This window comes from Sphingomonas flavalba (assembly GCF_004796535.1).
Classification (GTDB): Bacteria; Pseudomonadota; Alphaproteobacteria; order Sphingomonadales; family Sphingomonadaceae; genus Sphingomonas_L; species Sphingomonas_L flavalba.
This window is the reverse complement of record NZ_SPHY01000019.1, coordinates 15,929-37,254: the sequence shown is the minus strand read 5'-3', so window position 1 is coordinate 37,254 and position 21,326 is coordinate 15,929. Positions and strand designations below refer to the sequence as shown.

Sequence of the window (21,326 nt, the reverse complement as noted above, 5' to 3'; positions counted from 1 at the left end):
CGATCTCGTCGTCGGCCGCGTCGCCTTCGGCCGGCTGGCGCGGGGCCTGATCCGCGCCGCCCGCCCGCCCCGCACCAACGCCCTCGCCGACCGGCTCGCCGCCGCCCTCGCCGACGCGCCGCCGGCCCGCATCCTCTGCGCCACGGGCGACGCCACGGCGATCGCCTTCATCGCCCTGTGGCGCACCCCGCGCTTCGCCGCCGCCCGCGCCGCGATCCCGCTCGCCACCGTCGCCACCGCCTCGCACAGCTTTGCGGAGGACACGGCCGAGGACCGACTCATCGTCGAACTGCTGGCCCTGCTCCGCTGACCGCCCGGCTCAGGTGAAGGTGATCGTGTCGGCGGCGGCGTGGACGCGGGCTTGCATCGCGGCGATGCGGGCGTTCAGCGAACGCCAGTCGACGCCGACCATGGCGCCGCCGCTCTTCAACAGACGCCCCGCCACCCACACGCTGTCGACATCGGTGCGCGCGGCGAAATTCACGACCCGGTCGGCCAGCGTCCCGGCCGGCGGGAAGCCGGGCCGGTCGGTGCCGAGCAGGACAAGGTCGGCGCGGCGCCCGACCGCGATCGTACCGCCGATGTCGCCCAGGCGGATCGCGTCGTAACCGCCGCGCGTCGCGAAATCGAACACGTCGGGGGAGTGGTATCCGCTGGCGACATGCTCGCTCGCCGGGTCGAGCGCCAGACTGAGGAAGGATGCGCGGATATGCTCGAAATAATCCTGGGTGAGCGACAGCGGCGTGTCGGTGCCGATGCCGGTACGCACCCCGAAAGCGCGGGCGCGGCCGTGGGCGGGGTCTCGCCGGGCGAGCGGCCGGCTCGGGAAGGTCTCCGCCACGGCGGTCGCGCCCAGCATTACGCCGGTCTGCGCCATCAGCTTCAATTCGTCGTCGGTCGCGGTGACGCCGTGCGAGCAATGGACGTCGGGGCCCAATAGCCCGGCCTCGTGAAGGTCGAAAAGACCAAGGCCGCGATGGCCGAAATGACCCGGCGGCACATCGGTCGGCCCGGGGTTGGCGTGGTGGGTGATGATCCCGATCCCCATTGCCCGCGCCCGTCCGAACTCCTGCTCGGCGACGCGAGCGAGCGGCTGGCCCTTGGAACCGACGCTGAGCGCGATGCCGAGCTGCAACAGGCCGCTGCTGTCGCCCAGCACCTCCTTCTGCAACCGCGCCACCGTCTGCCAATGGTCGTCGCTGGTGAACTGGCTCGCCTGCGCCCGCGCCTCGGCCAGCGGCAGGGTATCGCCCGGCCCGTAATCGCAGCGGTTGCTGACCTGATAGGCGAACCAGCCGGCAATGCCCGATTCCTTCAGGCCCCGCGCGGCGGCCAGCGCCCGGTCCGCCGTCTGCTGGCCGTGCGCGACGTCGAGCAGAGCGGTCACGCCCGAATCGATCGCCTGCAACCCGCCATAATAGGCCGCCAGATGGTGATCCTCCGCGCTGGCGCAGGGCATCCACTTCATCTTCCAGACCTGATAGCCGGCGGCGAACTCCTTGACGTTCGTCTTCACCAGCCGGCCGGCGGCGGCGCACTGCCAGATATGGCGATGGCCGTCGGCCATGCCCGGAATCAGGATCATGCCCCGCGCCTCGACGACCACCGCGTCGCCCGCCGACAGGCCCTTGCCGATCGCCGCGATCTTGCCGTTGTCGATAAGCACGTCCACACCGGTCAGCTCGTCGAGCGCCGGGTTCATGGTCAGCACGTCGGCGCCGCGGATCAGCGTCCGCGCCGCGCCGCCGGTCCGCGCCACAGCGGCGGCCGCCCGCGTCGAGCCAAGCCCAAGTCCGGCCGCCGCGCCGCCCAGGGCGGCAAGGCGCATAAACTCCTTCCGACTGAGCTCCACCACGGAATGTCCCCCTTTTCGGAAAAGAGTAATCGTATACTATTTACAATGTCAACGCGGATCGACCGGGCAATCGGCATGACGCCGCCAGCCTTTCCGTCTAGACTGGCCGACAGGTCAGGCTGAGCAGGACGGCAGATGACTGAGGCCCACAATACGGATGCGCTGCCCGCCCCGGCGCGCGGCCCGCTCCACGGCCTGCGGATCATCGAGGTCGCCGGCATCGGGCCGGGGCCGTTCTGCGCGATGATGCTCGCCGATCACGGGTCGGAGGTGATCCGCGTCGCCCCGCCCGGCGCGGCGGACGGTGCCTCGGCTGCCGCCCACCGCCTGCTGCTCCACCGTCGCCCCACCCTGACCGTCAACCTGAAGGTGCCGGCCGGGCGCGCCCTCCTCCTCCGCCTCGCCACCGGCGTCGATGGGCTGATCGAGGGGTTTCGCCCCGGCGCGATGGAACGGCTCGGCCTTGGCCCGGACGCGCTGCTCGCCGCCAACCCAGCGCTGGTCTACGGCCGGATGACCGGCTGGGGGCAGGACGGCCCGCGCGCCGGGGAAGCGGGGCACGACATCAACTATATCGCGCTCGCCGGCGCGCTCGGCCGGTTCGGGCCGCCGGACGGCAAGCCTGCGCTGCCCGCCAATCTGCTCGGCGACTTCGCCGGCGGCGGGCTGCTGCTCGCCTTCGGCATGCTGGCCGCGTTCCACGCGGTACGCGGCGGCGCGCCTGGCCAGGTCGTCGATTGCGCGATGACCGAAGGCGCCTCGCTGCTGATGACGATGCTGTGGTCGCTGCGCGCCGCCGGGTTGTGGACCGACCGGCGCGGCGCCAACCTGCTCGACGGCGGCGCGCCCTTCTATGACAGCTACGCAACCGCCGACGGCGGCCATGTCGCGGTCGGCGCGATCGAGCCGGCCTTCTACGCCGCGCTGCTCGCCGGGCTGGGCTGTGCCGACGACCCGGATTGCGCCCGGCGCGACGATCCCGCCGCCTGGCCGCTGCTGAAACGCAAGTTCGCCGCGATCTTCGCCACCCGCAGCCGCGCCGAATGGGAAGCGGTGTTCGCCGGCACCGATGCCTGCGTCACCCCGGTCCTGACCATGGCGGAGGCGGCGCACGACCCCCATTTCGCCGCCCGCGCCGCCTTCATCGACGCCGGCGGCATCGCCCGCCCGGCCCCCGCCCCGCGCTATTCCGGCTTCCCCCTGACCCCGGCGCCCGCCGCCGACCGGGCCGCCCTGCTCGCCTCCTTCGGAATCGACGAGGCAGAGCAGCACACGCTGATCGCTGCTGGCGTATTCGCCCCCTAGCGCCGCCGCATCCCCTTCGCCCGCACATTCGCCGGCCTTCCCCGCCGCCTTATCGGGGGCCTGTAACTATTCCCTTCATTATCAATGACTTCAAATCGTAATGCCCCGCTCACCGGGTCCGCCGCCGCCAGTTTCAAAGGTAAGGTTTGCCCGATAACGTAGCAGGTAAGGCTGTCCTCCCCGGTCAGGCTGTGCTCGCTCTCGTCATAGCGGAAATACTCCCGCCCCAGCGTCGACGCCGGCACCAGCCCGTCGCCACCCAGCCCCTCGACGGTCGCGAAGAATCCGAACGGCTGCACCCCGGTGATCCGCGCCGTCACCACCTCGCCGACCCGCTCCGCCAGATAGGCGGCGACATAGCGGTCGACGGTGTCGCGCTCCGCCTCCATCGCCCGCCGCTCCAGTTGGCTGATCGTCTCGCCGGTCTGCTCCATCGTCGCCATTTCCTTGGCGGTCAGCTCCCCTTCGCCCAACCGGTAGGCGCCGACCAGCGCCCGGTGGATCAGCAGGTCGGCATAGCGGCGGATCGGACTGGTAAAGTGGGCGTAGGAGCCGAGCGCCAGGCCGAAATGCCCAGCATTGGCCGGCGCATAGTAAGCCTGGGTCTGGGTGCGCAGGATCTGCTCCATCACCTGCGGCCGGAAGGCGGCGTCGCCGACCATCTCGATCACCCGGTTGAACGTCGCCGGGCGGATCACCTGCCCCAGCGCGAACGGCACCTCGAAGCTGGCAAGATAGTCCTTCAGCGCGACCAGCTTCTCGCGCGACGGCGGCTCGTGCACCCGGTACATCACCGGCGCGCCCTTCGCCTCCAGCGCCTTGGCGGCGGCGACGTTGGCCGCGATCATGTAATCCTCGATCAGCTTATGCGCGTCGAGCCGCTCGCGCGGCGCGACCGACAGGATGCGCCCTTTCTCATCCAGCTCGATCCGTCGCTCCGGCAAATCCAGGTCAAGCGGCCCGCGCGCATCCCGCGCCTTGGCCAGCGCCTGCCAGCACGCCCATAGCGGTTTCAGCGCCGCGTCGGCCAACGCCGCCGGTACGGATGTCTGACCACCATCGATCGCCGCCTGCGCATCTTCATAGGCGATGTTCGCCGCCAGCCGCACCACCGCCCGGGTAAAGCGCCAGCCGGTAACCTTGCCCTGCTTCGATATGGTCAGATGACAGGCGAGCGCCGCCCGGTCCTCCCCCGCTTTCAAGGAACAGATACCGGCGCTCAGCGGCTCGGGCAGCATCGGCACCACCCGGTCGGGGAAATAGACGCTGTTGCCCCGCTTCCGCGCTTCCCGATCCAGCGCGGAGCCAGGGCGGACATAGAAGCTGACATCGGCGATCGCGACGATCGCTCGCCACCCACCTTCCCCATCCGGCGCCGCCCACACCGCGTCGTCATGGTCGCGCGCGTCGGCCGGGTCGATCGCGACGATCGGCAGATCGCGCAAATCCTCTCGCGTGCCGAGCGCCTGCCCCGCCACCTCGCCCGCTTCCTCGAGCGCGGCTTCGGAGAACACGTCCGGTATTCCCAGTTGGTGGATCGCGATCAGCGAGAAGCTGCGCGGCTCGAACGGATCGCCAAGCCGCTGGGTCACCCGCGCGGTCATCCGTGGCGGCCGCCCCGTCCGTTCCGCCAGTACCAGGTCGCCCGTCCCGGCGTCACCGTGGTCCGAAACCGGGAAGTCGCGCCGCTCCTTCTTCTCCACCCCCTGCAACCACCAGCGGCCGCCTTCCTCGCGCAATACCCCCAGCATCAATTCGCTGCTGCGCGCCAGCTTCTTCATCGGGTGGGCGATCCAGCCCTTTCCAGCTTCCTCGGTCCGGGCGAGAAAGCGGTCGCCGACGCCCATCGCGCCCTTGCGGCTGCGTTCCCGCACCCGCAGCCGCGGTTCCGGCCCGCTTGCTTCCCACCGCTCCGGCACCGCCCAACTCTGGCCGCTGTCGTCGACATCGACGACGCGCAACACCGTCACCTTGGGCAGGCCGCCCATCTTGTGGAAGGCGCGGCCGGGCGCGCTGTCGATCAGCCCCTCATCGGCCATGTCCTTCAACAACACCTTCAGCGCGATCTTGTCGGCGCCGTGCAAGCCAAAGGCGCGCGCGATCTCACGCTTTCCCGCCGGCTGCTCGGATTCGCTGATGAAACGGAGGATCTGGTCGCGGGACGGCAGGCCGGCGCTACGGGGCTTCTTCATCGTCAAAGCCTAGAGGAAGATCGCCGGCCGCGCCATTGCGGCTTCGCCCTTTGCCGGTTCGACGATAAGCAGGGGCGATGATACATGATCTGCTCATCGTCGGCGGCGGCATCAACGGCGCCGCGATTGCCCGGGAAGCGGCGCTGAACGGCTTGTCGGTGTTGCTGGTGGAAAAGGATGACCTGGCCGCTGCCACCTCCTCCGCCTCGACCAAGCTGATCCACGGCGGCCTGCGCTACCTCGAATATTACGACTTCAAGCTGGTGCGAGAGGCGCTGATCGAGCGCGAGCGGCTGCTGAAGGCCGCCCCTCATCTGATTCACCCACTGCGCTTCGTGCTGCCCCACGAACACGCGATCCGGCCGTGGTGGATGGTGCGCCTCGGCCTCATCCTCTACGACCATCTCGCCGGGCGCATCTCACTTCCCCGCTCACGCGGCTTGCGCGCCGGCGACGCGCTCTACCGAGCGCCGCTGAAGGATGGGCGGCGCGGCTTCGTCTATTCAGATGCGCGGGTCGACGATTCGCGGTTGGTCATCCTCAACGCCCGCGACGCCGCCGATCACGGCGCGACGATCTTGACCCGCATTGCATTGATCGCCGCCGTTCGCGATGGCGCAGTGTGGCGCGCGACGCTGAGCGACGGCCGCACCGCTACCGCCAGGGCGATCGTCAACGCCGCCGGGCCATGGGTGGCGCCGGTCAACGCGCAGATCGGCGTCGCCAGCCGCGCCGGCGCCCGGCTGATCAAAGGCAGTCACATCATCGTGCACCAGCTATTCGCCGGGGACCACGCCTATATCCTGCAGCAGCCGGACCGACGCATCGTCTTCGCCATCCCCTATCTTGATGGGCTGACGCTGGTCGGCACCACCGACGTCCCGGTCGACCGCGCGGAAGATGCGTGCATCGACGCGGTGGAGGTCGCCTATCTGCTCGACGCCATCAACCGCCACTTCACCCGCCGGACCGGCCGCCAAGACATAGTCGCCACCTATTCAGGCATCCGCTCGCTCTATGACGACGGCGCCAGCGAGGCGCGGCAGGTCACCCGCGACTATGTCCTTGAGCTAGACGATGGCGGGAACGCGGACGCGCCGCCGCTGCTGTCGATCTTCGGCGGCAAGATCACCACCGGCCGCCGCCTCGCGGAGGACGCGCTGGCAAAGCTAGCCCCTCGGCTCGGCATCACGCCGGCAAAGGTGACGCGTAATCGCCCGCTGCCCGGCGGAGAGATCGCCGATTTCGACACCTTCGTCGCCGGCGCGATCGCCCGCTGGCCGTTCCTCGGCGCTGCGCGCGCGCGGCGGATGGCCGGCGCCTACGGCGTCCTGCTCGCCACCCTGCTCGACGGCGTCACCGACGAAAGCGGCCTCGGCGAGGATTTCGGCCACGGCCTGACCGCGTGCGAGGTCGCGTGGCTCGCCGACCGCGAATGGGCGCGCACGGCGGAGGACATATTGTGGCGCCGCACCCGCATTGGCCTCAGCGCCCCCGCAGGCATGGCGGAGCGCCTCACCGCGTTCCTTGCGGCACGGGGCCGATAAGCCCTGTTGATCGTCACGATACCCCCAGCTATAGCCCGCCTCTGCCGGCGGCCCGGAGACGTGGGTGAGTGGCTGAAACCAGCGGTTTGCTAAACCGCCGTAGGGGCTTTACCCCTACCGAGGGTTCGAATCCCTCCGTCTCCGCCACAAATATCCTGCACATTGATATTACACGATAATATATGGCACTTTCCGGCAAGACGCGTGTTTGCAGGGGCTTCCCGTCATCGAAGCACAAGGGTTTCCGTGCGTGCCGACGGCGTCGCCACGGGCTTGCCCGATTACCCGACGCCGCATCGATGACGGGCGACGTGCCTGCTACGCACGGTGTCGACGAGGCCCTGCCGTCCTACCCCTCGCCCATCACGATTTCGCATCGAGCACTCGATCTGTCTACGATAGCGAAGATATGTCGTTCCAACCGAGCCCTGTTTCTCTACTGTATCAGTTATGTATATTATGGGGACAATCCGAACACGGCGGGGGTCGCAATCGCAATGAGCCTCCGTAACAGGCCACGATCCAATGAGCTCTCATATTCATCGTATATTTTATAATATACTGTTGAATACCTTATAATCTCCATAAAATCCGACGTAATCATGTCATTATTCTATAGAACAACATGTAATCCATTCTAAAATGTGTAATTATGATAATACCATAAGAGCATTATTCTTAATTAAAGAATTTCCAACCACCCCCAAATATTAAATTTCTTGCTCGCGAATGTGACGATCCGCCATCGCCCGCATCGGCATAGACGGGGGATTGAGAATGGAGCAGAATAAGTTGGCAGAACGATCGCGGGTTATGTCACTCGGGCTAGCTGGCCCGAGCGGAGCCTGCCGCAGTCGGCACCGCACTCTGCTCGGCGGAGCCGGCCTGGCATTCGCGCTGCTTACCACGCCAGCGGTCGCGCAATCGCCTGCCAGCGCGGGGAGCAATGGGATCGGTGAGATCATCGTTACCGCGCAGAAGCGCGAGACGAGGCTTCAGGACACCCCGGCCAGCATCGGCGTCGTCGATGCTTCGATACTGCAGAACGCCGCGATTTACGGCATCAACGATCTGACCAGGGTCGCACCTGGGCTTGACGTCACCGATGCCGGGCCAGGCCAGCGGCGCGTATCGCTGCGCGGCATCCGCTCATCGGGCGAAGCGCAGGTTGCCATTTATTACGATGAAGCACCGCTTACCGGCGCACCTGGCACGACCAGTGATTCCGGCGGCAACCAGGGTGATCTCCAGGCATTCGACGTCGAGCGGATCGAAGTGTTGCGGGGGCCGCAAGGCACGCTGTTCGGTTCGAGCTCGATGGGTGGCACGGTTCGCATCATTCATCAAAAGCCGGGTTTCGATTACGGCGCGACGATCAATACGATCGGCTCGACCACGGCGCATGCCGGTGAGAATTACCAGATCAACGCGATGGTCAACCTGCCCGTCGTCTCCGATCTGCTGGCGGTCAGAGGTGTCTATTTCCGCCGCAAGAACGCCGGCTGGATCGACAACCCCTCGATCGGCCAGACCAAGGTCAACCGCGAAGAGACGGAAGGCGGCCGCCTGCTTGTCCGACTGCTTCCCGTCGCCGGCGTGACGGTCGACCTTGCGCTGCATGCCTATGACACGAAAGCGGCGAACCCGATCTGGGCGCCGGCGCAGGGCCGGTTCGTTTCGGCCAACCGGGCGCGGATGGACTTCTACGACAAGAGCCAACTCTATTCGGCCGTGGTCAACGCCGATCTCGGCTTCGCTGATCTGGTTGTCACCGGATCCTATCAGGATCGCGACAGTCTTTTCATCCGCGATCCCTATTATCTGATGCAGGTCGCCAAGAACAATCCGGCCTTCTGCCGACGGCACTTCGACACAGCCACCTGCGCGACGCCGGACGGAATGGCCGATTTCAACGCTTACGTAACGGGCATCGAATCGGTCCAGTATGTCTCGCCGCAGACAATGAACAACACCACGGCGGAGGCGCGGCTGCAGTCGAAGCCGAGTGAGCTGCTGAGCTGGACGGTCGGCGCCTATTGGTCGAAGCGCAATTCGTGGGTCGGATCGAACGGCATCCTGGCCGATTCCATGGGCCGGCTGATGGAAGATCAGCCGCTTGTCTACACCCGGCAGGTCAAGGATCATCTGCGGCAAGTAGCCGGGTTCGGCGAAGTGTCGGTTACACCGCTCGACGGCCTGACGCTTACCGGCGGCCTGCGCTACTACGATTACGATCGCGTTGTCGCCGGCGACACCCAGAAGGGCTTCGACCTCATCAATTTCGCCGTCCAGCCCTGGACGGAACGTGAAACCAGAGAGAGCGGCTGGCTCTACAAGGCCAATATTTCATACAAGGCTGCGCAGGGCATCCTCGTTTATGCGCAGGCCGCGTCCGGCTTCCGCCCGGGTGGGGCCAACCAGGTGCTCGGGCTGCCGAGCAGCTTCACGCCATATGAGTCGGACAGCCTGTGGACCTACGAAGGCGGCCTCAAAACCACACTGCTCGACCGTCGCCTGACGCTCAACCTCGCCGCCTATCTCACCGACTGGACCAACATGCAGGTGCAAGGCACCAGCGGCACTTTCGCCTTCCTGACCAATGCGGGCAGCGCGCGCATCAAGGGGCTTGAGGCCGAAGTGATCGTCGTTCCGGTCAACGGACTTCAACTTACGGGCAACCTCAATTGGCTTTCCGCCAAACTGGTGGAGGACCAGATCAACGATCTGGTCATCGCCAGCGGCCGCAAGGGCGATCGCGTGCCCAACATCCCGCGGATCAGCTATGCGCTGGGTACGCAATACGAGTGGGACGTTGGCAGCGACCTATCGGCCATGGTCCGGGCCGACCTCAATTATGTGGGTCGTTCTCACTCCGATTTCCGGCCGACATCGAGCGCATACCTGCCGCTGGGCGGCTACACGCTGGTCGGCGCTCGCGCCGGTTTGCGGACGGAGCGTTGGGAAGCCTATCTGTTCGTCTCCAATCTGTTCGACGAAATCGCGCGCACGTCGGCATCGAACATGATCGGCAGCACCGTCGAAACCGTGACGACGGCCACGCCGCGCACCATAGGGGTCGAACTGAAATGGAACTTCTGATCGTGCGGCCGCGAGGCGGCGCCCGCTATCCGCGGATGGCGCACCACGCCATCCCGTATCGAGGATCAAGACCATGAAGACGTTGCCGGTTTGCTTCGCGCTTCTCCCGCTCATCGCTGGCGCTGCAACAGCCGCGCTGGCGCAAGAAGCACAGGTCCAGGTGCAATCTGCGCCGGACCCCGCCGGCGATGCGATCGTCAGCGGCGTGGCCGCACTCGAACCCCGGCTGGCGGGCATGGCCAACGATGTCTGGTCGTGGGCTGAAATCGGCTTCAAGGAAACCAAGAGCGCCGGGCGTCTGCGCGGCGAACTGCAACAGGCCGGTTTCCGGGTCCGCAACGGCGTGGCGGGAATGCCCACAGCGTTCATCGCCGAAGCCGGATCGGGCGGGCCGGTGATCGCCCTGCTCGCCGAATTCGACGCACTGCCAGGTCTCGCCCAGGCGGCGGTTCCTGCCCATAGCCCGATCGAGGGCCAGGCGGCAGGCCACGCCTGCGGCCACAACCTCCTCGGCGCTGCATCGGTCACGGCGGCGATCGCGATCAAGAACTGGCTCGCCGCGCAAGGGCTGCCTGGAACCGTCCGCCTTTATGGAACCCCGGCGGAAGAAGGCGGCTTCGCCAAGGTCTACATGGTGCGCGACGGCCTTTTCAACGATGTCGACGTTACGCTGAGCTGGCATCCCGGCGACCGCAACAGCACCACGCCCAGCCGCTCCCTCGCGATGATCTCGGGCAAGTTCACCTTCACCGGTGTCGCGTCGCACGCGTCGGTGGCGCCGGAACGCGGCCGATCGGCGCTCGACGGCGTCGAGGTGATGAACGTCGCCGCCAACTTCCTGCGCGAGCACGTCCCGCAGACGACGCGTATCCAATACGTCATCACCCGGGGCGGCGATCAGCCGAACATCGTCCCGGCCATGGCGCAGAACTTCTACTTCGTCCGGTCGCCCGACGCCGCGACGCTGCGCGACGTGTGGAGCCGCATCGTCAAGGCGAGCGAAGGCGCGGCGCTGGCCACGGGCACGGCCGTCTCGCACGAAGTCCTCTCTGGCGCTTACGACACGCTGCCCAACGTGGCGCTCAACACCGTGATGCACGACAGTCTGGCGCGCGTCGGGGGTTATGCCTACACATCCGACGAGGCCGCCTATGCCGCGCAGATCGTCACGACCTACACCGGGGCCGGGCCGGGCCGCGTCACCAGCCCCGGCGACCCGGCGGCGATCGAGCCAATGGGCCCGCCGCGGCAGGGCTTCGCGTCCTCCGACGTCGGCGACGTCAGTTGGGTGACGCCTACCGCGACGCTCTCCACCGCCACCTTCGTCCGCGGCACCTCTGCACATAGCTGGCAAGCGGCGGCGACGAGCGGAACGACGATCGGCGTCAAGGGGGCGCTGGTCGCGGCCAAGACGATCGCGCTCGCCGCTACCCGCCTGTACCGCGACCCCGCCTTGATCGACGCGGCGCGCAAGGAGTTCGCGGAACGGCGTGGTGACGGTTTCGCCTACACGTCCTTGCTGGGCGACAGGGCGCCGGCGCTCGACTACAACGAACGATAGGAAAGGCGATCATATGACTGGATTATCTCGCAGGGAAGCCGCGCATGTCTTCGGCCTCGGGATCGGCACCGCGCTGCTCGGCGGTTCGACCCTGGCGGGGGCCGCCACGGCGGGGCAGCCCGACGACGGCGCTCAGGTGCCGGCCGGGCTCGATCATATCGTCTGGGCGGTTCCCGATCTTGACGCCGGCGTTCAGCTAATCACCAATCTCACCGGGATCGCGCCGGTCTCGGGCGGTCTCGCACCGGGCCGCACCCAGCCTCATAACGCGCTGCTCAGCCTCGGCGGCGGCAGCTATCTGGAGGTATTCTGCCCGGCGCGCACCGGCTCCGCCAATCACTGGGGCGCGCTCATCGCCGACGGAAAACCGCGCGTGGTAAGCTACGCGATCCATTATAGCGACCGCTTCGCTGCACTGCTCAAGCAGCTCGCGAACACCGATCTGAAGGTCACCGGCCCGCGCGCGATGGGCCGGGTGAGGCCCGACGGCGGCAGGCTTGACTGGGAACTGCTCAATATCGGTGGCACGCCGTTCGACGGGATGTTGCCCTTTTTCATCGACTGGCTCGGGTCGACACCGCATCCGTCGCAATCGTCGCCTACGGGGGTTACGATCGAGAAGCTCGTGATCGTCCATCCCGACGCCGACAGGGTAGCCGAGACGTACCGCGCGATCGGCATCGCCGTGTCGGTGGTTCGCGGCGACAAGGCTTCGATCCACGTGCGCCTCAGGACGCCGAAAGGTGTCGTTGTCCTGAGTTGATCGCGGCGGCCACGGGCTAACGCCTTTCTCCGGGAAGCCGGGAACTTTCCGGCTTCCCGCGATCCTCGGCCGACACTGCATCAGCCTTCTCGCCCGGCAGCTATGCCGTGCCGACGGCGAGCAGCGCCCGGTCGAGATCGGCGATCAGGTCGGCCTCCGCCTCCAGCCCGACGGACAGGCGCAGCAAGCCGTCGGTGATGCCGGCCACTGCCCGCGCCTCATCCCCCATGTCGGCATGGGTCATCGTCACCGGATGCGCGACAAGGCTTTCGACGCCGCCCAGCGACTCCGCCAAGGTGAATACGCCGAGCGCCGCGACGAAGCGCCGTACCGCCTCCGCACCGCCGGACAATTCAAAGCTGAGCATCGCGCCGAAGCCCCGCTGCTGCCGCGCCGCGACCGCATGGCCGGAGTGGCCTTCCAGCCCCGGGTAATGGACACGGCTGACCGCCGGCTGTGCCTCCAGGTACCGCGCGATCGCCATCGCATTGCGCTGCTGTCCGTCCAACCGTGCGAACAGTGTCCGCAGTCCGCGCAGCGTCAGCCAGGCATCGAACGGCGCTCCGACGCAGCCGACCACCGTCGCCCAATACCGCAGCGCCTCCACTTCCGCCGGGTCAGCGGCGATCACCGCGCCACCGACCACGTCGGAATGGCCGTTCAGATATTTGGTGGTCGAATGGATCACATAATCCGCCCCCAGCGCGAGCGGGCACTGGAGCGCTGGTGAAAGGAAGGTGTTGTCGACAGCGATCCGGGCACCGGCGGCCTTGGCCTGGGCACTGATCGCGGTGATATCCACCACCCGCATCAACGGGTTGCTCGGGCTCTCGACGAAGACCAGCGAGGGGCGCTCGCCCAGCGCCGCGGCGAGCGCCGCCGGGTCGCCCTGATCGACGAAACGCAGCGCAAACTGTCCGCGCCCGGCCCGCGCCTTCAGCAGCCGCATCGTCCCGCCATAGCAGTCATGCGGCGCAAGGACGGAATCGGCCGGTCCCAGCCGCCCGACGAGAAGATCGAGCGCAGCCATGCCGCTTGCGGTGATGATCGCGCCGGCACCCCCCTCCAGCTTCGCGAGCGCTTCGGCGAGCAGGTCGCGGGTCGGGTTGCCGGATCGGCTATAGTCGTAGCGGCCGGGCGCGTCATAGTCGGCGAACGCGTAGGTGCTAGACAAATAGAGCGGCGGCGCGACCGCGGCGAAGGCGGGGTCGGTCGCCACCCCGTGCGCAGCCGCGATCGTTTCCGGCCGACGATCAGCCTTGTCGCGCTTGCTCATTGAAATACCGTCCTTCCGCCTTGCTATCCGTCGGCCGCTCGTAACCGGGCACCTGTCCCGGGTCCACCGATTCCCGATGGTGAGACTTCGACTCGGCGCCGCTAGAACAGCGCGCGCGCCTGCGCCATGCGCTCGATCGCCTGATCCAGCGTCTCGTCATTCTTGGCGAAGCAGAGGCGGACGACGGTATCGACCGGGTCGGCATGGTAGAAGGCGGATACCGGGATCGCCGCGACGCCCGCCTCGCGGACCAGCCGGTCGCAGAATGCGGTGTCGTCCAGGGCGATGCCGGACGCGGCAAGGTCGACCGACAGGAAATAGGTGCCCGCGCTCGGCTGGGTCCGCCAGCCCGCCGCCTCCAGTCCATTCGTCAGCCGGTCGCGCGACCGCGCGAGATCGGCGCGCATCGTCGTGAAGTAGCGCTCGTCCTTGCCCAGCCCGTGGGCGACGCCGGCCTGCAGGTTCGGGGCGGTGGTGAAAGTCAGGAACTGGTGCGCCTTGGCAACGACGCGGGTCAGGGCCGGCGCGGCGCACATCCAGCCGACCTTCCAGCCGGTCAGCGCGAAGATCTTGCCGCCGGAGCCGATCTTCACCGTCCGCTCCCGCATGCCGGGCAGCGCCATCGCGGTCAGGTGCGGCCGGCCGTCGAAGACGACATGTTCCCACACCTCGTCGGCAATCAGCACCGCGTCGTGGCGGACCACCCGCTCGGCGAGCAGGGCGAGGTCTGCGGCGGCGAACATCGTCGCGGTCGGGTTGAGCGGATTGTTGAGGATGGCGACGCGGGTCTTCGGACCAAAGGCGGCGTCGAGCGCCTCCGCCGTCAGCCGCCAGTCCGGCGGCGCCAGCCGCACGAAGCGCGGGACGCCGCCGGCGCGCAGCACCAGCGGCAGATAGGCGTCGTAGGCCGGCTCGATCAGCACCACCTCGTCGCCCGGCGTGACCAGCGCCAGGATGGCGGCGGCGATCGCCTCGGTCGCGCCGGAGGTGACGGTCACCTCGTCCGCCCAGCTGAGGTCGAGGCCCTGATGCCGGGCGTAATGATCGGCCACCGCCTGGCGCAGCACCGGCAGGCCGGCCATTGGCGGGTACTGGTTCGACTGGGTAAACAGCGCCCGCGACGCGGCATCGACAACATCGCCGGGGCCGGTGGAGTCGGGAAAGCCCTGGCCAAGGTTGATCGCGCCCAATTCGCGGGCAAGACCCGACATCGTCTCGAAGATCGTCGTCGGCATCGCGGCGTAGATCGGGTTCATGGTGCCTGTCATGCCAGAATGAACCGAAAAATCCACTAACGCCGCGCATGGACCGGCAGGCGAGGTTACTGCATAGGTTATCGGTGTCTTATCACCCTCCCCAATCTCCTACAGCCGCAAAGCAGGCGATCATCGCTGTAGGACGCGCCTTCGACGCGCGCGGCTGGGCGCCGGCGACCAGCGGCAATTATTCCGCGCGGCTGGACGACGGGCGGATCGCGATCACCGTGTCGGGGTGCCACAAGGGGCGGCTGGGCGAGGACGACGTGATGCTGCTTGCCGCCGACGGCACGCCGATCGACGCCAAGCGGCCTTCGGCGGAAACCGCGCTGCACCTGGCGTTGTACGCCCATTCCCCGGCGATCGGCGCGGTTCTGCACAGCCATTCGAGCGCCGCCGTCGGGCTGAGCCGGGCGCGACGCGATGCCGACCACATCCTTTTGGCCGGGCATGAAATGCTGAAGGCGCTGCCCGGCGTCGCCACCCATGCAACCGCCGTGGCGATCCCGATCGTCGCCAACAGCCAGGACATGGCCGAGATCGTCGCCGCGCTCGCCGGCCGGCTGGACGGGGCGCCAGCCTATCTGATCCGCGACCACGGCCTGTACGGCTGGGGCCGCGACATGGCGGAGGCTGAGCGGGTGATCGAGGCGGTCGAATGGATGATCGCCGCCGAACTGGCCGAACTGAGCTTTGCGGGAGCGACAAGATGAGCCGCCTGACGATCTACGCCGACACCGACCCGGACACCGTGCTGGTCGATACCGGCGATGGCGCGGCCATTGCGCGCGAACTGGCGGCGATCGACGTCGCGTTCGAGCGCTGGCCCGCCGAGGCGCCGCTGGCGGACGATGCCGACGACGCGGCGGTGCTTGCCGCCTACGCCCCGGAGACCGAACGGCTGCGGGCCGCCAACGGCTATCAGGCAGTCGATGTCATCCGGCTGGCCCCCGGCCACCCGGACCGCGCGGCGCTGCGCGCCAAGTTCCTCGACGAACACCGGCACGGCGAGGACGAGGTGCGCTTCTTCGTCGAGGGTGAAGGGCTGTTCAGCCTGCGCGCGGCGGGCCGCGTCCACGCGGTGCTGTGCAAGGCGGGCGATCTGATCGCGGTGCCGGCCGGCATCCGCCACTGGTTCGACATGGGACCGGACCCGCATTTCACCGCGATCCGCCTGTTCACCTCACCCGACGGCTGGGTCGCCAAGTTCACCGGCGATCCGATCGCCAGCCGGTTTCCGCGCCACGAACCGGCCTGATGCCGATCCGCGCGATCCTGACCGATATCGAGGGGACGACGAGCAGCATCGCCTTCGTCGCCGACACGCTGTTCCCCTATGCCCGCGCCCGGATCGACAACTTCATCGCCGCGCATCCGGCGGAAACGGCGGCGCTGCTGGAGGGCATCGACGCGGCGACGCTGAAACGCTGGATCGACGAGGACCGCAAGGAACCGGCGCTGAAAACCCTTCAGGGAATGATCTGGGCCGAGGGCTATCGCACCGGCGAGCTGGTCGGCCATGTCTATCCCGACGCGGCGGAAGCACTGCGCCGCTGGCACGCCGCCGGGCTGGTGCTGGCGGTGTTTTCGTCCGGGTCGGTCGCGGCGCAAAAGCTGATTTTCGGCCATAGCAGCGCCGGCGACCTGACACCGCTGTTTTCCGGCTGGTTCGACTTGGCGACCGGGCCGAAGCGTGAGGCCGGTTCCTATACGAAGATAGCCGCCGCGCTGGGTTTCCCTCCCGCCGACATCCTGTTCCTGTCCGACGTCGCGGCGGAGACCGGGGCGGCGGCCGCCGCCGGCCTTGCCACCCGGCTGATCGATCGGGCGGCGGGCGACAGTTTCGCTACGATCGCGCCGTGAAGCTGAACGGCATTCCGCATCGGTCGATCGCGCGCACCGCCGATGGCGCCGGTATCCGCATCCTCGACCAGCGGCGCCTACCGTGGGAAGTGGTGTGGGTCGAGCTGCGCAGCACCGAATCCTGCGCGGCGGCGATCAGCGAGATGTGGACAAGGGGCGCGCCGCTGCTGGCGATGACCGGCGCCTATGGTCTGGCGATGGCGCTCGCCGAGGACGGATCGGACGCGGCGCTGGACGCGGGCCATGCGCGGCTGCTCGCCACCCGGCCGACGGCGATCAACCTGCGCTGGGCGCTGGACATTATTCGCGAGCATGTCCGGCCGCTGCCGGAGCGCGACCGCGCCGCCGCCGCCTTCGCCCGCGCCGACGCGCTGTGCGACGAGGATGTCGCGCTCAATCGGGCGATCGGCGCGCATGGGCTGGCGCTGTTCCGGGAATTGCATGCCAAGAACCCCGGCCGGCCGCTCAACATCCTGACCCATTGCAATGCCGGCTGGCTGGCGACGGTCGACTACGGCACCGCGCTGGCGCCGATCTATCTGGCCCATGACGAGGGGCTGCCGGTCCATGTCTGGGTCGACGAGACCCGGCCGCGCAACCAGGGTGCGCTGCTGACCGCGTTCGAACTGGCCGGGCACGGCGTGCCGCACCGGGTGATCGCCGACAATGCCGGCGGTTTGCTGATGCGGCAGGGCGCGGTCGATCTGGTTATCGTCGGCACCGACCGGGTGACTGCCAATGGCGACGTGTGCAACAAGATCGGCACCTATCTGAAGGCGCTGGCGGCGCACGACAATGGCGTACCCTTCTACGTCGCCCTGCCCTACACGACGATCGACCGTGCAACGGCGTCGGGCGAACAGGTGCCGATCGAAGAGCGCGGCGGCGACGAGGTCGCCTGGCTGACCGGGCCGGACGACGCCGGCACCCTGCGCACCGTGCGGGTGACAGCATCCCCGGCGCACAACCCGGCGTTCGACGTCACCCCGGCGCGGCTGGTCACCGGCTATATCACCGAGCGCGGGGTTCTGGGGCAACCGTAAGCGAATAGCCGCATTCGTTATCAAACGAAGTTGAATCCGGTTTTTGCGTATCTCTCTTATCGTCGATCGCACTTGCTGAGCGCGCACATTATCTCGAAGTCAAAATAGTCAAGACTTAGATGCGGCAGAGCAGCCAAATAGCGACTCCTTGTTAGCGAGCCGGCGTTGTAACGTCGGCGGCGAGGAAGGAAAAAATATCCCGTTTATCCCCTTGACCCACGTTAGCCGTGATGCCATAAGGGGGGAATGACGAAGAAAAGCCCTTCTGCCAGCCCCGCGTTTTCGGTCCGCGAGTTCTTCGCCCGCTTCCCCGACGAGCAGGCCTGCCTCGAACACATCATGGCGGTGCGCTTTGGCGGCACGAAGCTGGATTGCCCGTCGTGCGGCGCGGAAGGCCAGTTCCACAAGCTGCGTGATCGCCGGGTCTATGCCTGCCCGAACTGCCTCTTTCAGATCGCCCCGACCGCCAACACCATCCTGCACGACACGCGCACCCCGCTCGTTTCGTGGTTCTACGCGATGTATCTGTTCTGCACGACGCGCCACGGCGTGAGCGGCAAGGAACTCCAGCGCCAGCTGGGGGTGACCTACAAGACCGCCTATCGCATCGGCCAGCAAATCCGCATTCTCATGAGCAAGGCGCAAGGCTTTGACGCGCTCCTGGCCGGTCACATCGAACTGGACGAAGCTTACGTTGGCGGTCGCCGCTCGGGCGGCAAGCGCGGTCGCGGCGCGCCGGGCAAGACTATCGTTATGGGTCTCGCACAGCGCGGCGGTCGCATGAAGGCGGTTGTCATTCCCGACGTGAAGAAAGACACGCTGCGCGACGTGGTTCTGGACAACGTGGAGCCGGGTTCGGTTGTCTCGACCGATGAACTCTACAGCTACAACTTACTGACTGGTGACGGCTTCAAGCATGGCGCGGTGAAGCATGGCCGCAAGGAATATGCCCACTACGATTACCGCCTTGGCGAGACCTTCCACGTCAACACCGTGGAGGGCTTCTGGAAGCTGTTCAAGGCGTCGGTTCGCTCAACTCACATCCAGATCAGCGGCAAGCACATGCAGCGCTATCTGGACGAGTTCACTTTCCGCGCTTCGAACCGCCACCGCGTGAACGGGATGTTTGACCTTCTGGTAGGGGCGCTGTGACGCGCCCCATTAAGGCATCGAACTGCTTGCGATCGGCCGGACCTACCCCATCGGCCTCGGCCTGCGCCGCGAACTCGTCTAACCGCCCCTCGGCGAGCGCTTTGTTTAGCGTCAGCTTCATAGGACTCCTTTACCACATAGGGCGCGAAAAGGCACCGGAGCCTCAGTGAATCTGCTGAGCGCGGCTCCAGAGGCTTTCCAGCTGCGCGAGGTCCCTTCGCTCCCATGCTTCATTCAACGAATCGAACAGCTGCGGCTCGAACCTGAATACGTACTGGCGCGGGAATCCCACCCCGACTCTCTCGCCCGTTTCGGTGGAAACAACGGTGGACGGATTCGCCACGTACACTAGGCCATTGGCCTGCCCAATCACCTCCCGATCCAGCGGTACATCACCATAAGCTCTTGTAATAACTCGCATATCACTCTCCTCCGACTGCTCTGCGAGGAAGATGGCGAAGGGAATTCGTATCCGCAACGGCGATGTTGGTAACAGTCCTATGGCATAACCCCACGATGCCGGGTTGCGCGGGTTGTAGCCCGATGCTACATCTATTGTCCCATAGGAGATGAACCATGGCAGAAGAGGGTAACGAAGGAGGGGGCACGGGAGCATACCCAACGCCGCCCTACATCGCCTACCGAACGCTTGGCACGCTGTTCGGCGACTTCAAAGAACATGGGCTGCCCCCCGTAATTGATCGCTCTGTGTTGACGCGCTTCTCTGGCGGGGTCGCCGGACAGATCATGAGTGCCCTCAGTTCGCTTGGCCTCATGGATGACAAGAAGAAGCCGACCCAGGATTTGGCCGAAATCGTCGCCGCCTATGAAACGGACGATTACAAGCCGCGCCTTCGCCAGCTGATCGAGAGGAACTACCCCTACGTCCTGAAGCTCAACCTTGAGACGGCCACGCCCTCGATGTTCGCCGACGCCTTCAAGAACAATCTTGGCGCCAAGGAGGAGGTGCTGCGAAAGTGCCGCACCTTCTTCCTTCAGGCCGCGCGCGACGTGGGTATCGCGATTGGCCCAAGGATTGAGAATGCCAAATTCCCCCGCAGTCGGAACGGAGGCGGACGCAAGAAGAAGCTGGCGCCAGCTCATCCCGCCACTGAGCACGGTGCGAGCGATCCGCCCGGCGGCGTCGAGGGCGGCGGAACCAGGGGTGCCTCGAAGGCGGACACCGAACTCGTTTCCCAGCTCCTCGGGAAATTCCCAGACTTCGACCCCGCGTGGCCCGACGACATCAAGGCCAAATGGTTTGCTGGCTTCGATCAGTTTATGGCCGGCATCAAAGGAAACGGCGGCTGATCGATGATCAACCGCCGCATCCAGTTTCCCTGTCCGACGCGCGTAGCCCTCGAAAGCATCGCGTCGGTCGCCCTAGCCGAAAGGAGGTGCGCCATGTGGTCCATGGCCCGGACATTAAGGGTTAGCGGTCGCTAGACCGCCACCCATCCTGCCCCCTTCCAGAAGGGGTAAGAACAACGGCGCGGCTCGGTTCCACCCCGGACGCGCCGTTGTGCTGCATATAGGTTGAAAACGCTGACAATGCAAAACCGACGGCAAGGGTCATCGGCTAACGTGGGTCAAGGGGATAAACGGGAAAAATATTGTTAGAAATTGACGTGCCCGGGTTTTTTCGTGCCGTGCTGACTTACACTGACGATCGCAGTGGAGGATTGACAGCGATCGCTGCGTTGATCGGCATCCCGCTCTTGCTTTTTCAGATTTTCCAGGGCGCCCGACAAGAGCGAGGTAGGGCACATGCGCGGCGCTACGCCGCGCTAGCGGCACTTCCGATGACCCTCAGCGGCGTTAATCGGTGGGCCAAGGACGTGGCCCAGTCTCTAAAAGCCATCGATCCATGGCTGAAAGGGACTGAACGAGATCAGCCCGCGCCCGCCTTTGATCCGCCCCCCTCGCCAGATCATCTAATCTCGGCGATTGAGCAAATGATAGAGGCCGCACAAGGTGGCTATATCAGTAAAATTCTTGCCGCAATCGTTTCTGACATCCAAGTATTAAACTCCCGCATCAGCGACGCAAAAAATTATAAAGGCCGTCATTTACGAATCGAAACAAGTATGATCGATAGCAACCTTTTTATTGCTGCCAGAATATACGCACGTGCCGAATCGCTTTATGATGCTTCGCGCTCGCTCTCCAACAACGTGCCAGTGGATTATAGCCGTGTACGGTCTGCCCTCCACAATATGGGTATTCACGAGCAGGACCTTCCGGCAAGATCGAGCGTATATCCGACCGTCCACCAAATGATTGAACGGGCGCACCAGAAACAGATCAGCCGGAAACGCCGCTATAAAAAAATCTGTGACGCGATCTCGGAAAGATGGGCGGCGCCTAGCTCGACGGCTCGAAGAACGAAACGCTAGGTATAAGATAGTCTGTGG

At 66.2% G+C, this 21,326-nt stretch carries 16 protein-coding genes, 1 tRNA gene and 1 pseudogene; 14 read left to right on the top strand and 4 right to left on the bottom strand.

From position 1 onward, the window contains the following. Window positions 1-310: pseudogene (locus E4A53_RS14725) on the top strand (hypothetical protein); the annotation flags it as partial. 9 nt (window positions 311-319) lie between these two features. Here the strand turns inward: E4A53_RS14725 and E4A53_RS13520 are convergent. Then, window positions 320-1,828 (bottom strand): amidohydrolase family protein, encoded by a 1,509-nt coding sequence (locus tag E4A53_RS13520; RefSeq protein WP_136163636.1) that lies wholly within the window; start codon window positions 1,826-1,828, stop codon window positions 320-322. A 162-nt stretch (window positions 1,829-1,990) separates the two neighbouring features. On the opposite strand from E4A53_RS13520, the gene E4A53_RS13515 reads away from it, so the two are divergent. Continuing rightward, window positions 1,991-3,160 carry a CaiB/BaiF CoA transferase family protein gene (locus tag E4A53_RS13515; protein WP_136163635.1) on the top strand — a complete coding sequence of 390 codons (1,170 nt, stop codon included), beginning with the start codon at window positions 1,991-1,993 and terminating at the stop codon, window positions 3,158-3,160. Here the strand turns inward: E4A53_RS13515 and rnr are convergent. Continuing rightward, entirely contained in the window at window positions 3,157-5,352 is a 2,196-nt protein-coding gene (rnr, locus tag E4A53_RS13510; protein WP_136163634.1) for a ribonuclease R, read from the bottom strand. The genes E4A53_RS13515 and rnr overlap by 4 nt on opposite strands. Window positions 5,353-5,429: 77 nt before the next feature. On the opposite strand from rnr, the gene glpD reads away from it, so the two are divergent. From glpD to E4A53_RS13485, 5 genes are all read left to right on the top strand, one after another. Continuing rightward, entirely contained in the window at window positions 5,430-6,899 is a 1,470-nt protein-coding gene (gene glpD, locus E4A53_RS13505) for a glycerol-3-phosphate dehydrogenase (RefSeq protein ID WP_136163633.1), read from the top strand. A 54-nt stretch (window positions 6,900-6,953) separates the two neighbouring features. After that, window positions 6,954-7,046, top strand: a tRNA-Ser gene (locus E4A53_RS13500). 630 nt (window positions 7,047-7,676) lie between these two features. Next, window positions 7,677-9,998, top strand: a complete 2,322-nt coding sequence (locus E4A53_RS13495; protein WP_136163632.1) for a TonB-dependent receptor — start codon at window positions 7,677-7,679, stop codon at window positions 9,996-9,998. Between the two features lie 73 nt (window positions 9,999-10,071). Continuing rightward, complete coding sequence (locus tag E4A53_RS13490; RefSeq protein ID WP_136163631.1) at window positions 10,072-11,559, top strand: amidohydrolase; 1,488 nt, start codon at window positions 10,072-10,074, stop codon at window positions 11,557-11,559. A gap of 13 nt (window positions 11,560-11,572) precedes the next feature. Continuing rightward, window positions 11,573-12,322: a VOC family protein gene (locus tag E4A53_RS13485; protein WP_136163630.1), complete on the top strand. Its 750-nt coding sequence runs from the start codon at window positions 11,573-11,575 to the stop codon at window positions 12,320-12,322. Window positions 12,323-12,422: 100 nt separating this feature from the next. Here the strand turns inward: E4A53_RS13485 and metB are convergent, their stop codons facing one another. Both metB and E4A53_RS13475 read right to left on the bottom strand, forming a co-directional pair. Further along, a complete protein-coding gene (metB, locus tag E4A53_RS13480; RefSeq protein ID WP_136163629.1) occupies window positions 12,423-13,598 on the bottom strand; it encodes a cystathionine gamma-synthase in 1,176 nt (391 codons plus the stop codon). Between the two features lie 101 nt (window positions 13,599-13,699). Next, window positions 13,700-14,854: an aminotransferase gene (locus E4A53_RS13475; protein ID WP_136163641.1), complete on the bottom strand. Its 1,155-nt coding sequence runs from the start codon at window positions 14,852-14,854 to the stop codon at window positions 13,700-13,702. An 83-nt stretch (window positions 14,855-14,937) separates the two neighbouring features. Here E4A53_RS13475 and mtnB point away from each other — a divergent pair, with 83 nt between their 5' ends. From mtnB to E4A53_RS13440, 7 genes are all read left to right on the top strand, one after another. Then, window positions 14,938-15,567: a methylthioribulose 1-phosphate dehydratase gene (mtnB, locus tag E4A53_RS13470; protein ID WP_239018309.1), complete on the top strand. Its 630-nt coding sequence runs from the start codon at window positions 14,938-14,940 to the stop codon at window positions 15,565-15,567. Then, window positions 15,564-16,112 carry a 1,2-dihydroxy-3-keto-5-methylthiopentene dioxygenase gene (locus tag E4A53_RS13465; RefSeq protein WP_136163627.1) on the top strand — a complete coding sequence of 183 codons (549 nt, stop codon included), beginning with the start codon at window positions 15,564-15,566 and terminating at the stop codon, window positions 16,110-16,112. The genes mtnB and E4A53_RS13465 overlap by 4 nt, the downstream gene beginning before the upstream one ends. After that, a complete protein-coding gene (mtnC, locus tag E4A53_RS13460; RefSeq protein ID WP_136163626.1) occupies window positions 16,112-16,717 on the top strand; it encodes an acireductone synthase in 606 nt (201 codons plus the stop codon). The genes E4A53_RS13465 and mtnC overlap by 1 nt, the downstream gene beginning before the upstream one ends. Then, a complete protein-coding gene (mtnA, locus tag E4A53_RS13455) occupies window positions 16,714-17,760 on the top strand; it encodes an S-methyl-5-thioribose-1-phosphate isomerase (protein WP_136163625.1) in 1,047 nt (348 codons plus the stop codon). The genes mtnC and mtnA overlap by 4 nt, the downstream gene beginning before the upstream one ends. A gap of 246 nt (window positions 17,761-18,006) precedes the next feature. Then, window positions 18,007-18,912 carry an IS1595 family transposase gene (locus tag E4A53_RS13450; RefSeq protein ID WP_136163624.1) on the top strand — a complete coding sequence of 302 codons (906 nt, stop codon included), beginning with the start codon at window positions 18,007-18,009 and terminating at the stop codon, window positions 18,910-18,912. Between the two features lie 576 nt (window positions 18,913-19,488). Beyond that, the gene (locus E4A53_RS13445; RefSeq protein WP_136163623.1) at window positions 19,489-20,223 is read left to right on the top strand and encodes a DUF5343 domain-containing protein; all 735 of its coding nucleotides are present in this window, start codon (window positions 19,489-19,491) and stop codon (window positions 20,221-20,223) included. A gap of 302 nt (window positions 20,224-20,525) precedes the next feature. Then, window positions 20,526-21,308 carry a hypothetical protein gene (locus tag E4A53_RS13440; RefSeq protein ID WP_136163622.1) on the top strand — a complete coding sequence of 261 codons (783 nt, stop codon included), beginning with the start codon at window positions 20,526-20,528 and terminating at the stop codon, window positions 21,306-21,308. Window positions 21,309-21,326 lie beyond the last annotated feature (18 nt).

What these genes read in the sequence shown, in the direction of transcription:
- E4A53_RS13445 (WP_136163623.1), top strand. Translation starts at nt 19,489, where the DNA reads ATGGCAGAAGAGGGTAACGAAGGAGGGGGCACGGGAGCATACCCAACG.
- glpD (WP_136163633.1), top strand. Translation starts at nt 5,430, where the DNA reads ATGATACATGATCTGCTCATCGTCGGCGGCGGCATCAACGGCGCCGCG.
- E4A53_RS13475 (WP_136163641.1), bottom strand. Translation starts at nt 14,854, where the DNA reads ATGAACCCGATCTACGCCGCGATGCCGACGACGATCTTCGAGACGATG.
- mtnC (WP_136163626.1), top strand. Translation starts at nt 16,112, where the DNA reads ATGCCGATCCGCGCGATCCTGACCGATATCGAGGGGACGACGAGCAGC.
- E4A53_RS13450 (WP_136163624.1), top strand. Translation starts at nt 18,007, where the DNA reads ATGACGAAGAAAAGCCCTTCTGCCAGCCCCGCGTTTTCGGTCCGCGAG.
- rnr (WP_136163634.1), bottom strand. Translation starts at nt 5,352, where the DNA reads ATGAAGAAGCCCCGTAGCGCCGGCCTGCCGTCCCGCGACCAGATCCTC.
- E4A53_RS13490 (WP_136163631.1), top strand. Translation starts at nt 10,072, where the DNA reads ATGAAGACGTTGCCGGTTTGCTTCGCGCTTCTCCCGCTCATCGCTGGC.
- E4A53_RS13485 (WP_136163630.1), top strand. Translation starts at nt 11,573, where the DNA reads ATGACTGGATTATCTCGCAGGGAAGCCGCGCATGTCTTCGGCCTCGGG.
- E4A53_RS13495 (WP_136163632.1), top strand. Translation starts at nt 7,677, where the DNA reads ATGGAGCAGAATAAGTTGGCAGAACGATCGCGGGTTATGTCACTCGGG.
- metB (WP_136163629.1), bottom strand. Translation starts at nt 13,598, where the DNA reads ATGAGCAAGCGCGACAAGGCTGATCGTCGGCCGGAAACGATCGCGGCT.
- E4A53_RS13515 (WP_136163635.1), top strand. Translation starts at nt 1,991, where the DNA reads ATGACTGAGGCCCACAATACGGATGCGCTGCCCGCCCCGGCGCGCGGC.
- E4A53_RS13465 (WP_136163627.1), top strand. Translation starts at nt 15,564, where the DNA reads ATGAGCCGCCTGACGATCTACGCCGACACCGACCCGGACACCGTGCTG.
- E4A53_RS13520 (WP_136163636.1), bottom strand. Translation starts at nt 1,828, where the DNA reads ATGCGCCTTGCCGCCCTGGGCGGCGCGGCGGCCGGACTTGGGCTTGGC.